10 protein-coding genes are annotated in these 14299 nt (G+C 40.3%); 3 read left to right on the top strand and 7 right to left on the bottom strand.

Features of this window, described 5'->3' with window-relative positions:
* The first annotated feature begins 371 nt into the window (after nt 1-371).
* The 3 genes from J8L85_RS06285 (at nt 372) to J8L85_RS06275 (ending at nt 2586) form a co-directional block, all read left to right on the top strand.
* A complete protein-coding gene (locus J8L85_RS06285; RefSeq protein WP_211015626.1) occupies nt 372-1007 on the top strand; it encodes an ElyC/SanA/YdcF family protein in 636 nt (211 codons plus the stop codon).
* A 38-nt stretch (nt 1008-1045) separates the two neighbouring features.
* Nucleotides 1046-2299, top strand: coding sequence for a divalent metal cation transporter (locus J8L85_RS06280; protein WP_211015624.1), 1254 nt, complete (start codon nt 1046-1048; stop codon nt 2297-2299).
* Nucleotides 2300-2394: 95 nt separating this feature from the next.
* Nucleotides 2395-2586 (top strand): hypothetical protein, encoded by a 192-nt coding sequence (locus J8L85_RS06275; protein ID WP_211015621.1) that lies wholly within the window; start codon nt 2395-2397, stop codon nt 2584-2586.
* Between the two features lie 4 nt (nt 2587-2590).
* Here J8L85_RS06275 and J8L85_RS06270 read toward each other — a convergent pair whose 3' ends face one another.
* From J8L85_RS06270 to J8L85_RS06240, 7 genes are all read right to left on the bottom strand, one after another.
* Nucleotides 2591-4507: an OmpA family protein gene (locus tag J8L85_RS06270; RefSeq protein ID WP_211015619.1), complete on the bottom strand. Its 1917-nt coding sequence runs from the start codon at nt 4505-4507 to the stop codon at nt 2591-2593.
* A gap of 11 nt (nt 4508-4518) precedes the next feature.
* Nucleotides 4519-5487, bottom strand: a complete 969-nt coding sequence (locus J8L85_RS06265) for a type IX secretion system membrane protein PorP/SprF (protein WP_348771731.1) — start codon at nt 5485-5487, stop codon at nt 4519-4521.
* Between the two features lie 28 nt (nt 5488-5515).
* The gene (locus tag J8L85_RS06260; RefSeq protein ID WP_211015615.1) at nt 5516-9544 is read right to left on the bottom strand and encodes a Calx-beta domain-containing protein; all 4029 of its coding nucleotides are present in this window, start codon (nt 9542-9544) and stop codon (nt 5516-5518) included.
* A 162-nt stretch (nt 9545-9706) separates the two neighbouring features.
* Entirely contained in the window at nt 9707-10588 is an 882-nt protein-coding gene (fabD, locus tag J8L85_RS06255) for an ACP S-malonyltransferase (protein ID WP_211015613.1), read from the bottom strand.
* A 70-nt stretch (nt 10589-10658) separates the two neighbouring features.
* On the bottom strand, nt 10659-11192 hold the full coding sequence (locus J8L85_RS06250; RefSeq protein WP_348771741.1) for a gamma carbonic anhydrase family protein: 534 nt from the start codon (nt 11190-11192) through the stop codon (nt 10659-10661).
* A gap of 10 nt (nt 11193-11202) precedes the next feature.
* On the bottom strand, nt 11203-11934 hold the full coding sequence (locus tag J8L85_RS06245; protein ID WP_211015611.1) for a LytTR family DNA-binding domain-containing protein: 732 nt from the start codon (nt 11932-11934) through the stop codon (nt 11203-11205).
* Entirely contained in the window at nt 11931-14135 is a 2205-nt protein-coding gene (locus J8L85_RS06240) for a histidine kinase (protein WP_211015609.1), read from the bottom strand. Before J8L85_RS06240 ends, J8L85_RS06245 begins: the two co-directional genes overlap by 4 nt.
* Between the last annotated feature and the right edge of the window lie 164 nt (nt 14136-14299).

Raw genomic sequence — 14299 nt, 5'->3', positions numbered from 1 at the left:
AGCCGTTAAATTTCCCAATTATCATAAAAAACGATCTAAACAAAAAGGAAGGCATTAGGCTTTCCTTTTTGTTTTGTCCGCAAATTAAGTGCCTTTATTTTCACTTACATGACCAACGACCTATTACACGATTCACCTTACACATTCTAATTTGCAGTATATCAATACCATACATCGCACCTTAAAATTCACGCCCAGTTCTAGCGATAAAACAAAGACCAATAAAAAAGATTGACTATTTTTGAAAGGAGACAGAAGAAGTGTTTTCAGCAGGTGATGTGGTTAGATTCTTCCGTAACCCGACTGTCATATCCTTACCCATATGACACAAATTATATATCGTTAGAAACCTAAAGGACCAGCTCTCTACAATGAAAAGTAAAATATTAAAATTTACGATCGTAGCACTAAGCTTTCCTTTATTGGCTTTGATACTATGCAACTATATAATAAATTCTTTTGGTGAAGGAAAAACATATAGTTCTGTACAAGAGGTACCGAAGAACAAAGTGGGGTTGATTTTGGGCACGGCAAAAAAAATAAAGGGAGGGGCTTCCAACCCTTATTATGCCAATAGAATTACGGCCACCGTTGCCCTGTACAAAGCTGGTAAAATAGACTATATTCTGGTAAGTGGCGATAATGGCAGCATTTACTACAACGAGCCCACCACTATCAAAAACGACCTTGTAGATCAAGGCATACCTTCTGAAAAGATCTTTCTAGATTATGCGGGCTTTAGAACTTTAGATTCTATGGTAAGGGCAAAAGAGGTGTTCGGCCTGAACGAACTAACGGTGATATCCCAAAAATTCCATAACGAACGGGCCATATACCTTGCCTACAAAAACGACCTTAAAGCAATTGGTTTTAATGCAGAGGACATATCATTGGAATCGGGCTTAAAGGTGCAATTCAGGGAATATTTTGCCAGGGTCAAAGTTTTTATCGACCTGATACTTAAAACACGCCCGAAATTTATAGGTGACAAAATTAAAATTGAATGATTATTTTAGTGTCAATGAAGTCTTTATGACCACCGACCATGACCAAACTAAAAATATTGTTCAAAAATCTGGGCCCTGGATTACTTTTTGCCAGTATGGCCATAGGCACATCACATCTAGTACTTTCTACCAAGGCCGGCGCCCAATACGGTTGGCTCATGATCATACCCATTGTACTGGCGAACATACTTAAATATCCTTTTTTTGAATTTGGGGTCAGGTATACCAGTGTTACGAACAAAACGCTTATTGAAGGTTATTTAAATAGGGGAAAGGGCTATCTATGGTTTTACGCATTTATAACCCTATTTTCGACCTTTACCATATTGGCGGCCCTCTATACCGTCACCGCAGGTCTTTTTATTAACCTGTTCAATATAACGGGAACATCCATTAGCACGATTACTCTTTGGCTTTTTGTCTTGATCAGTATGTTACTGATCGTGGGAAAATATAGGTTTTTGGAAATTAGCCTAAAATTTGTGGTCAGTATTCTATTCATCGCCTTATTGGTCACCACCGCATTGGTATTGCTTCAAGGTCCTACAGCTCCGGTAGACAATTTTGAAGCACCTTCCGTTTTTAACGAAGTAGGCATCCTTTTTTTAATTGGCCTTATGGGTTGGATGCCTACGACCGTAGAAGCTTCTAGTTGGGTAAGCCTATGGAGTATAGAAAAATGGAAAACGAAAAAGAAACCTACCTTAAAAGAGTCGTTACAAGAATTTAAGATCGGTTATTTCATAACCGGCCTGTTGGCCATTTTTTTTATGCTTATTGGCCTGTTTACCCTCTACGGCACCAATACGGAACTCAGTAACAATGCCGTTAGTTTTGCCGATCAGGTAGTAACCCTATTTACCACTCACATTGGTTCTTGGGCCTATGTTTTTATTGCCGTTTCTGCCTTTGCCACCATGTTCAGCACCTGTATGACGGCCCATGACGCCATAAGCCGAGTGAGTCTAGACATCATTGACCTATTATTTCCATCGAACACCACAAGACAGACAAAATTTAATTTTGCGGTCATAGTTCTGCTACTCGCGGTCATTAACTATTTGGTAATTGCATTATTTTCTGCCAATATGGGAGATTTGGTAGCCCTTGCGACCTTTGTCTCTTTTGTAGTTGCACCGATTATAGGATACATGAATTTAAAGAATGTAATGAGCGAGGATATTCCTCCATCCTATAGACCTAAAACCAACCTACAGATACTTACTTATTTAGGCATTATTTTTTTATCCCTGTTTTCTATCTACTATTTCTGGATCGTTATTTTTAAATAAAAACACAAAAAAAAGGACTTTATATTATACTTAACAGTTTCAATTTGTGATTGGTTTCTGTGTTATAAATCTTTGCACAAACAAAAAAGGGTTCTATGAAATTGATTACTGTTGAAAGAAAAACCAAAAAAGAAAAAAGGTATGCCAAAAAAATGGGGATTCTCTATACCAATGTCACCTATATCAGGAAAACAGTGTTGGGCCTACCTATTAAAACCTTACATAAGTATAGGGAAACCTATTACGGTAAAACAAAAGATTGCCACAAATGCATTCTTACCAGATAGAATTTCACCTATTTACGACCTCTATTAAAGTACGCTCGTTCTGCTTATGCAAAAAGTCTAGACAATAAACACCGTTGGTACAATTGTTTATTATCTTTTCTTCTCCATAGCCAACAGCTTCCAATATATTTTCTGAAGACAAGCCGTTCTTAAGAAGGTAACTTTTAATGGCGTCGGATCTTTGCTGCGATAGCTTTTTGTTATATGCACTGCTACCTTTACTGTTGGTATGTGTTTCTATTCTAAGCCTAAGATCTGGAAAACTGGCAACGGCCTCTATTACTTTTTTCAATTCAGAAGCAACAGATTCGGTTACCTCGCTTTTGTTTTTATCAAAATAGAATTTTCTCAATTTTAGCACACGCTTGCCTTCTACCTCCTCTACCAGATCGTCTAATAGCACCAACCCTATATCGTAGGTAGATTTTTGAACCTCTTCCATTTCCTTTTCCGAATAGGTCTTTGAAAAAATGGAAAAGGACTCTTTTGTCGCCTTGACCGTTATTTGTTCTTCCCAAGGTATCTCTGCCGAAAAAGACCCATCTTCCGATGCGTACACCTCTTTTAAAACTTCTCCCTTAGCATTCAATAATAAAACCTGTGCTTTAGAAATACTAGTCTTTGAAGACAAGTTAACAACACTTCCTTTTAAAATAAAGGTTTTTAGACCCGGAAGTTTGTTCATTTTAAAACTGTATAGATCATCGCCCCCTTTTCCCCCACTTCTGTTAGATGCGAAAAAACCAATGTATTCATTCCCTTCATTTTCTTTAATGATAAAACCGAAATCATCATCTTCAGAATTTATTCCTTCCCCAATATTTACAGGTATACTATAGCTGTTGTTACCTAGTATATTGGATTTGTAAACATCCATACCACCAAGACCATAAAAAACATCGGAAGAAAAGTAAAGACTATTGTTGAATATATATGGAGCTATTTCATTTCCGGGAGAATTGATCCTTGGCCCTAAATTTATTGGTGCGGACATAATTTGCCCGTTATTGGTCATAACATAGTACAGATCGGTACCGCCATAACTATCATCAAAATTTGCGGAAAAATATAACCTATCGGTATTCTCATCAAAAAAGGGATAGTAAAAAGAGGTACTTAAATCTTTTAAGAGAAACCTAAACTGGCCCGAATCATACAACATTCCCACGGCCAATGCATTTTTACCATTATCGTCAAATGCCAGATTACCTTCTTCCGTATTCGATAAAATATAAAAGAACCTGTTTAACTTGCTCGAATAGAATGGTGTAGATTTATGAAATTTCGAATCTGGAATCTTACTAAAAACCGTTGCATTTGAAAGGTTTCCGTTTTTATCTACCGTAGCTTCAAAAATATCTAAATACGATTCCCCGGATGGCTCGTATAATTCTTTTGATTTTAGCGGTCTACTACTACTAAAAAGAATTTTGTTTTTATAAAATGCCGGAGAAAAATCGGCCTGTGGGGTGTTCACTGAAAGATTTTTTACTATGGTAGTACCAGAAGCACCATGTTCTTTTAAAAGTTTATAGTTAAACTCAGCATTCTCCATAAGTTCTTTTGACAACAAAGATGACTTGGAGCGCAAAAAGCTCTCTACCCTTTCTTCTTTCATACTTTTGGATAGACTTTGCAACAGTTTATTAAACTGATGAACAGACATTATGGTGTCGTTCTTATTTACTTCCATATAAAGTTCGGAAGCATCGCTGTAGCTACCTACTTTAAAATAAGAATCGGCCAGGTTTAAAAGCTGACGATTGGTCAACGGACCTTTCGCCATCTCTTTTCTATATTGTTCTATGGCCTTCTCGTATTGATACCCATAGAAATAAATATCGCCCTTGGATTTTTTATCCTGAGACAGCATCAGCGATGGTACCATTAGAAGAAATAAGACGAATACTTTAAATTTCATACATGTCCGCTTTAGAAAAATCTTGGTGTATCAATTTGTTTTGGTTTTCCCTTTGCATTTTTGTCTTTCGAATCCTTGGAGCTTTTACCACTACCCTTTCCTAAGAAAAACTTCAATATTATCTCATGGGAGCCATTATTATATTCTCCCAATATATTGGTATTATAATCGTAAGAATAACCTATAAACGTGCTGTTCGAAACCTGAAAACCTGCCAGACCGCTAAATGCATTATCCACTCGGTAAGAAACACCTGCCGTAAACACATCTGAAATTAAAAAATTTGTGGAAACATTGATATTAACCGGAGCCCCTTTCAATGAATTTATTAAAAACGCAGGTTTAAATTTAAGCTTATCGGAGAGTTCGAACACATAGCCCCCTATAAAATTAAACTGCAATTTATCCTCGACTATAGAGGCAACATCGTCATTATAAATACCTTCTGTCAAAAAATTGGGAATCGATGTTCCAAAGTACCAATTATCGCTATATAAGAACAATCCTGCCCCTATTGTTGGATAAAACTTGTTGATCATCTCTTCATTAAGCGGCTCTCCAGGATTTTCAAAAGTACCTTTAGAAAAATCGACGTTTAAAAAAGAACCTCCAGCGTCCATCCCAAAAGATAACAGGGTCTCATCTGAAATATTTATTTGGTATGAATACGATACATCCACATAGGTCTGTGACGAAGGCCCCAATTGGTCGTTGACGACGTTAAGGCCCATACCCATCTTTTCGTTCTTAAAGGGCAAATTCGCACCAAAACGGATCGTTCTTGGTGCTCCGGGAATATCTATCCACTGTGCCCTATACAACCCTATGATCTCCGGCGTCTCTACAGACCCCACATAACCAGGATTAAAACTTCCTATATTATACATATATTGGGTATACTGCGGTTCTTTTTGGCCGTAAACAACGCTAAAATAAACAGTAGCCAACATCATAAAAGAAAGGCCTATATATGTTTTCAATTTGAATATTTTGTAACTCATACCTGTTTTATCTAATCAACTGAATCCATCCTTTATCCAATATTGGCTCTCCTCCGTTGACACTGTAGTTAAGTAAGTAGAAATACGTTCCCCTAGGCGCCTCTTTTCCTTCATAGGTACCGTCCCAAATATTAGGATCGTTTACTTTTTTAGCTTCAAATACCTTATTGCCATACCTATCGAATATTTTAATATTATAGCTTACAGATACTGTTTCATCCAAATCAAAATTGGTCATGTTTATCCTAAGCACATCGTTCGTACCATCTCCATTCGGCGAAAACTGATTGTACAAAAAGCCAGGATCTGCCTTTGTTGGGGCACTTACGGTTACCGTAACAGAATCTTCGTTATCATCTAAATTAGTGTTATCTCTAGGTGAGGAGCGCACTAAGCTTGCCGTATTCGTAAACTCCCCTTCTACAGGCACCTGCACCGTTATTTTTAAGGTAGCGGCATTAGCTTCACCTGTCGCTAAAGACTCTATGGTCCACAATCCGGTATTGGGGTCATAGGCACCTACGCTAGCCTCATGGCTTTGGTATACAAAACCGGCATTTACCCCGTTGGGAATAGAATCTGCGATAACTATGTTCGACAATACATAATCATCTTGTGAGTTGTTGACGGCCGTTATGGTAAACGTTATCGTTTCACCCACAAGCGGAGCCTCAGAACTTGCTTTTTTGATTATGGCAATATCAATACCCTCTGGCACTTCGGTTTCTATGGTTACCGTGGCAGTATCATTATCCGGATTTTCATCCAACGGCGTGGAGCTCAACAATTCTGCGGTGTTGGTATACACCCCATCATCCAGTACCTCTACGGTAATTTCCAAGGTCGCCTCCCCTAACGCCGGTAGGTCCTCAATGGTCCATATACCTGTTTCATTATCATACGTACCCAAAGACTCCGTATGTGATATATATGCAAAACCTGTTTCTAAAAGCTCACCGATCGTAGCTTCGTCGGTCACCTTATCGGTTAAATTACTGACCGTAACGGTAAACACTACCGTATCACCAGGTGTGGCATCAAACAAATCAGCATCTTTTGTAATCGCTAGATCCACAGGGCAATCGGGACTGGAATTATCGGGAATACACGAATTTAAATTGGCAGGGTCTTGTTGATCGTTCACCCCGTCTCCATCAGAATCTAAAGTATTAGAATCCAAGGCATCTATAATTCCGTCACCATCCTCATCCAACGGGTCAGTAACATCATCCCCAACCTCATCACCATCGTCAATACCATCACCATCGCTATCGGCTTCATTTGGATCCGTACCTATTGTGGCTTCCTCACAACCGGTAAGACCATCGTTATCATCATCGGTCTCACTGGTATTCAATAAAACCGTCACATCTACAGATTCGTTTACACAAGATGCTTCGGCCCCTACCGTGGTATAGGTAAATACATAGTTGCCATCTTGTAGCCCCGAGAAATCGACTTCATTTTCATCATTTATTTCAATAGAATTGGAAGGATCTGTCTTAATGGTCCACACCCCTTCATCTTGCCCTGTTAACCTGTCGTCCAAATCTAAAATGGCAGAACCGGCATCTAATGCCGTGCTACATAAAGAAATATCGGTCGCGGTACCGGCCGAAGGCTGAAAAGCTATATTCGCAACCACCTCGACCCTTTCGGAAGGGCAATCGTTCTCCACAGCTTCCACATAAAAAGAAGTAGTAGCATTTAGACTAGGGGTCGTAAAATTACTACCCGACCCTAATGGCGTATCGGCATCTTCTGAAGCATACCAATTGATCGTAGCCGTAGGGCTTGTACTGGTAGCGGACAAAAGTACCGTTCCCGGACCACAACGCTCAACGTCTTCCGCTTCGGGATTATCGGGAGTTATATTCAACACCAACTCCACTTCTATTACACTACTGGCACAGTCATCTGAATAATCGTCCGGTGTACCATTATCATCCAAGAAAAATCCAAAATAAGACCCTGTATTTCCCGGATCTGACAGCTCCGCAGGCTCTAAATAAGAACCTTCATTTAACGGGTCGGAATCCCTACTCCACATCAATGTTGTTCCGGCGGGTGGCGTAGAATCGGTATAATCGTTTAGACTGGTTACAGAACTATTTGCGAAAATAGGATCACCTGGGGCGCCACAAAAAACAGTCTCTATATCTGTATTTAAAATAGGAGCCGCTACACAATTGTCATCATCGTTTATAGTACCCTTGGCCGTGCCCCCATTGGTCAGATTCACATTATTTGAAGGTGTTGCCAATTGCACTGTAAAGGTTTCGGTATCTTCTAAAATTTGGTCATTTACAATACCTACCGTAATGGTTTGCACCTCATTGGCGGTACCATTAAAATTAAGGGTTCCGTTAGTAGCGGTATAATCTACCCCTCCACCGGTGGCAGTATCATCAGAAAAGGAATAGCCTACCGAAGTACCGCCGTCCACGGCAATATCCAATACAACATCGAACTGCATATTCCCTGAAGCAACATTTTCATTGACCGCTTGATCCGCAACACTTAAACTTGCTTGGTCATTATCTGTAATATTTACGGTCGCCGACCTTGTTGCAGGTGCTCCCAGACCATAGTTCGTACCTGCGTTCAAAGTAACTATTACGGTCTCTGTTTCTTCTTGGATTACATCATCTATAGGTGCAATGGTAATAGTAGCGCTCTGTTGGTTGTTGGGTATAGTGACACTAGTACCAATGGTCGTATAATCTACCCCATTATCTGCCGTACCTGTAATGTCATAATCTACGACCACACCGCCACCCGTGGTATTTACCTCATCTAGACTAACAGTAAAGATTCCGTTGTTATTACCTGCGGCGGTCTCTGCCGCAGCCCCGTCACTAGCCGTAATGGTTGCCGTAAACTCATTATCTTCATTTATTATGCCCACCACATTAGCAACCGCCCCACCGTTCAAAGCATTGTAATTGGGATCTGATGAAGTTACATTTCCTGTTATAATATTATATGTTTGATCACCATCGGCTATAGCATCATCCGCACCGGTTACGGTAACGTCCACTCCCGTATTCCAATTGGCGACAGGTATGGTTACATTCGGCGGAACGGTACCTTCACTTGTATCACTGCTAGAAAGGGCTATCGTGACAGCTGCGGTAGGTTGGCTGGTAAGCGATACATTAAATGTGGCCGCACCACCATCTTCGGTGGTATTACCGCTTATGGCACTTACATTTACCCCGGCGACATCATCATCTTCGTTGATTATGCCCGTAACATTGGCCACTGCCCCACCGTTCAAAGCATTGTAATTAGGATCGCCAGAAGTTACATTTCCTGTTACGATATTATAAGTTTGATTTCCATCAATAATATTGTCGTTTGCCCCCGTTACGGTAACCGGTACCCCTATATTCCAACTTGCTACAGGTATGGTCACAGACCCTGGAACGGTACCTTCATTAGGATCACTACTAGAAAGTACCATCGTAACAGCTGCGGTAGGTTGGCTGGTAAGGGATACATTAAACGTGGCCGTACCACCTGCTTCGGTAGTATTACCGCTTATGGCACTTACATTTACCCCAGCGACATCATTATCGGCGATGGTAACGACTGCAGTACCACTGCCCGGTACAACTGTATAACCTACATTATTAACGATAGACCATTCTACATTTTCCGTAGTTTCTACAAAATTATCATCGATAACCTCAAGCGGTACGGCTGCTGTACCATCACCCAAAAACAAACCAACGGTAACAATAGTTGGTAACGGCGTAAAATCATCACCTGAATCCGCACTTCCACCACTAACAGCTAAGAAAACATCAATTGTACCAGTAACCCCACCTCCTCCTGTGACCGCTATAGTATATTCGCCATCAACAGGGCCATTTTCATCGGCATTGGGTTGGGATGCCGAAATGGAAACGGTCTGACCATAAACACCGAACAGTGTAACCGCAAAAAACAAAAACACAAAAACCGATAGCGATTTTTTTACGTTGCTTTTTTGCAAACCACTAAGCAATACAGGATAATTTTTCAACTTCATAGCATTCCCTTTAAAAGCACTCTAGCGGTGTTCTACGCACACTAAAGGCACCATGGATAAATGGGGGTCAATAATACTAAAAAAATATTCCTAATCTCTTAATTAACAGATTAAAAAGAATATTTTCCTGATAAAATACCGGTTGTGCCGAAAATACCTACATTATAATGTAGGCTGTTGTGTTTCAACACTAGAATCTATTTTCCTGACCAAGCCCTGTAATACCTTTCCAGGCCCTATTTCGGTAAATATGGTAGCTCCGTCGGCCACCATGTTCTTAACACTTTGTGTCCATTTTACGGGAGCCGTCAATTGCAGCATCAAATTTTTCTTTATCTCGGTAGAATCCTTCACAGGTGTCGTAGTCACATTTTGATAAACGGGACAACTAGGTTCTGCAAATACCGTATTCTCAATAGCGGAAGCCAACTCTTCACGGGCAGGTTCCATTAACGGTGAATGGAAAGCACCACCAACGGGCAGTACCAAAGCTCTTCTGGCACCTGCTTCCTTTAATTTCTCACAAGCGGTGTTTATCGCTTCCACCTCTCCCGAAATAACCAATTGCCCGGGACAATTATAATTTGCGGCTACCACGATACCTTCGGTCTCTTCACATATTTTTTCTACCACGGCATCGTCCAAGCCCAATACGGCGGCCATGGTGCTCGATTGTATTTCACAGGCCTTTTGCATGGCCAAGGCTCTCTTTGAAACCAACTTAAGACCATCTTCAAAATTCAAGGTGCCGTTGGCGACCAAAGCAGAAAATTCACCTAAAGAATGGCCTGCGACCATATCTGGCCTAAAGCTATCGCCCATTACCTTGCCCAATATTACGGAGTGTAAAAATATAGCGGGCTGGGTTACCTTGGTTTCCTTTAAGCCCTCTTTGGTGCCATTGAACATAATATCGGTAATCTTAAAGCCAAGAATATCATTGGCCTTTTCGAACATCTCTTTGGCAATTGGATATTTTTCGTAAAGATCCAACCCCATACCTACAAACTGAGCCCCTTGTCCGGGAAATATATATGCGTTCATATTTTCTAAATTTTAAGTGTGCAAAAGTAATAATATTGAATGTAAGCGCAATTTACGTTATCGGAACAGGTTAATCATTTTCTTTAAACCATCCAGAATACATGGTATACGCCTCTGCGATCCTATTTATTTCGCCCGAGCTCAACTCTGGACTAATATCCTTGATTTTTTTTGCCGGTGTTCCTGCAAATACACTGCCCGAAGGCACATGTGTGCCTTTGGTAAGTACGGCACCTGCCGCTATGATGCTATTGCTCTCTACCACGCAATCGTCCATCACGATACTTCCCATACCTATAAGTACATTGTCTTTTATGGTACAACCGTGTACAATGGCATTGTGCCCTATAGAAACATTGTCACCAATATTCGTGGGTGATTTTTTATAGGTACAATGTATGACAGCACCGTCTTGCACATTCACCTTATCACCCATTTTTATGTAATGCACATCTCCCCTTAAAACAGCATTGAACCATACACTACATTGATCGCCCATAACAACTTCCCCTACTATGGTCGCATTTTCGGCAATAAAACAATCTTCACCGATCTTGGGCATTTTGCCCCTAACTTCTTTAATCATTATGCTTTTATTCTCTATTAAACTCGACTTAATCAAAAAACGAAAGAAACTCTTTCTTTTTGGAGGCCGAAACAAGCAGTTCCTTTCCGTTTGAGACCACTACGCTACCTCCTTTTCCCTTTTTATATTTGACCACTTCGTTTACGTTTACCAAATATGATTTATGGATACGTGCGAACGGAAAATCAATCAGGGCATCCTCAAAATACTTAAGGGTCTTGCTCACCAATATCTTTTTGTTCTCTAGATATATCTCTGTGTAATTATCATCTGCCTTACAATACAGAATATCTTCCACATTCAAGACCTGAAAACCGTCTTGCTGTGGCAAAGTTAACTTACCCTGTATATTTTTTGAATTTGTATTTAAAACTTTCTCCTGTAAGTTATCTTCTTTGGCCTTGATCTCCCCTACATATTCCACCGCCATTATCAACTCATCTATATTGATGGGTTTGGTTAAATAATATGCCGCATGATGGTTTAGGGCATCTTTGGCGTAATGGTCATAAGCGGTAACGAAAACGGTTTCGAAAGTACGATCGGGCACTTGGTCCAACAGATCAAAGGCATTTCCAAAAGGCATTTCCACATCTAAAAAAACAAGGTCCGGTTTATTTTTTTCTATTAACCCCAACCCTTCCTTTATCGAGGCTGCCTCTGCTAAAAGCTCAACGTTGGCGCAATATTTCTTAAGATAATTCCTTAAAATCTCTCGGCTGTTGGCTTCGTCCTCTATTAAAATGGCCTTTAATTTCATTTATCTTTTTTTAGCGTGAAGACAACCTTTGTTCCTTCACCATTAGCGGTTACATCGGAAATGGAGACATCGACCTTGTCTTTGTACATATCGTTTAAAATCGCCAATCGTTGTTTTATATTCCCCATTCCCTTAGATTTCTGATTCTTTTGGTTCTTGGTCTTTAAGGCTGCCGATTTTGTACGTCCGATACCGTTATCCGTAATAACGATCTTCAATTCCTTTTCGTTACCAGAACCTACTTTTACCTCCAAGAGGCCTTTCTCCTCTTTGTATCTAAGTCCGTGCCAAATTGCATTTTCGATATAGGGCTGTAATAACATGGGAGGAATTTGGAAGGAGGAGACATCCAAATGTTCGTCTACCGTTATGGTATAGTCGAACTTATCGGGAAAACGGGAATGCTCCAACTTTATATACAACTCCAAAAGCTCTAGCTCTTTGGTCAGGGGAATAAAATCTTCCTCCGAGTTTTCCAAAACGGAACGCATCAGTTTAGAAAAATCGCTCAAATACCTATTAGCGCTACGTTCATCACTTTTTGAGATATAGTTATTGACAGAGTTAAGGGCATTAAAAATAAAATGGGGATTCATTTGCGAACGCAAAGATTTTAATGCCAATAGGTTGTTGGCCAGTTTTTGTTGTTGGTTGCTTCTATAAAAAAAGAAAGCAGCCAAAATTGTTAGTAACAACCCAAATATGAGCGAATAGATAATCCAACGTTGCCTTTTATAACTTTCCTCCGCCAACTCTTGTTGGGTCAATGCCAAATCATATTTACTCTGCGAAAGCTCCCTTTCTTGCTCCAGCCCGGTAATTCTACTTTGAGTACTTGCTATCTCTCTATTAAAACGTGCCGCCCTTGAAATTTCCTGCTCTTTACGCTTGTACAAGGTGTCTACCAGGGCAACGTACGTTTGATAGGTTTCCAACGCCTTGTTGTAATCTCCCCTATACCCATATACTTCCGATAGTTTTTTAGTTGCATCTTTTTGCACCACCAGATCATTGCTGGAATCTGCCTCAACGATACTTTTTTCCAAATAGGGAATCGCTTCGGTATACTTGTCCTGGGCAATGTAGGCATTGGCGATTTTATAGTTTATTCTTTGAGCGGTAATGGTATCGCCCGCTCCAACTTCTGAAGTTTGCCCTTGTACTTTATTTATTTTGTCCAATTCGGCCAAGCTGTTTTTACGAATGGCTATCTCCTCTTGATATTCACTTTTTTTATTGTAGAAATCAGCCACTTTCTCTTTTTCTTGCAGGGCCCTTTTCGGCGCCATTTTAGAGGCAAGTTCTACAGAGTTGTCATAATAGGCCTCCGCCTCCCTTAACTGATTGCCCTGAGCATAGGCATCTGCGATCTTAGAGGTCAAATCCGTCATTTTGGGGGTAATCTGATTTTTGGTGGCCACTGTTAATCCTTCGTCATAAAATTTTACGGCCGTATCTATATCATTCTTTTTCTTTTTGATATCGCCCAGTATTTCGTAGAGCTCAACTCTTTGAAAAGGCACCATACTACGAATTTCCTGTATCGGTTTTAGGGTCTCTTCGGCCTTTTCCAATTGATCCGTGAACATATAGGTCTCCGCCAAAAGCAAAGAAGTAGCTATGGTTTTATTGGCTTCCAAAGCATCTTCAAAATTATCGATGGCCAGATCGTACTGTTTATGAAAAAGATAAATCTCGCCCAAGGTCGTCAACGACTTGGCCAATTCTCGCCTACTACCATTACTGCCCAGACTTTCTATATATCTGGCCACATAATCGATACTCTTGGCAATGTCATTTTTTTTATAAACCTGTGCCGAATCTAAATATGAGCTATTTGCTACAGATTTTCTAGAAGAGTATTGGGTATCGGAACTTCTTTTCTGCCTGTTCGCATACCCCTCTACCTGCACCTTAATATCGTCTTTGCCCGTAATACGATACCTCACTGTTTGAAAACCGGAATGCTCAATAACCAATTCTTCGCCGATGGCCGTAACGATCTTAAACTCTCCCAATGCATTGGTAAAGGTCTGCGCACCGGCACTGGTAGTAACCGACACCCCCGAAATAGGATCATGGGTCGCTTTGGCTTCCACGCTGCCCTTAATGGTAAAACGGGGTACCTGACCCTGCTGCGACAAACCGGTGAAGCCTACCAAAAGAAATAAAACTACTATGTAAAAACCCTGTTTATGCATCGTTTATAATTACCGTAAACTTAGCTGATTTATAGCGCACTAAAAAATCGGTATGTTTCATATTACCTGTTAATCGAAACGCTTTTAAGGCCTTTACGCAGGCAAAGCCACACTTTACTCATTTAAACGGCCGTTTCGCTCACAGCCCCTATTTTAACCTAAAG

Source organism: Maribacter sp. MMG018, assembly GCF_018100785.1.
In the GTDB taxonomy this organism is placed as follows: domain Bacteria; phylum Bacteroidota; class Bacteroidia; order Flavobacteriales; family Flavobacteriaceae; genus Maribacter.
This window is presented reverse-complemented; position numbering and strand designations above follow the sequence as displayed.